This is a genomic window from Vibrio sp. 10N.222.55.C6 (genome assembly GCF_041473395.1).
Taxonomy (GTDB): Bacteria; Pseudomonadota; Gammaproteobacteria; order Enterobacterales; family Vibrionaceae; genus Vibrio; species Vibrio crassostreae_C.
In genome coordinates, this window is sequence record NZ_JBFRSD010001076.1 from 1 (window position 1) to 253 (window position 253).

At 44.7% G+C, this 253-nt stretch carries 1 protein-coding gene; it reads left to right on the plus strand.

The genetic code is table 11. The features are described from left to right. A partial coding sequence (locus AB4486_RS27615; protein WP_372119994.1) for a hypothetical protein occupies positions 1 to 253 on the plus strand: 253 nt, incomplete at both ends.

A 253-nucleotide genomic window follows, 5' to 3' on the forward strand; every position in this document is an offset into this window, starting at 1 on the left:
ATCCATAAATTTACGGAAGATTTGGAGCTGCTGACGGAGCGAACCAACGTCATTTGTATCTCGGATGAAGCGCACCGCAGCCAAACCAATTTAGAACAGAAAATTACCGTTACTGAAGACGGAGTGAAAAAGACTTACGGCTTTGCTAAGTATCTTCACGACTCCTTACCAAACGCTACTTATGTCGGCTTTACTGGCACACCAATTGACGCAACGTTGGATGTATTTGGTGCGGTTGTCGATAGCTACACAA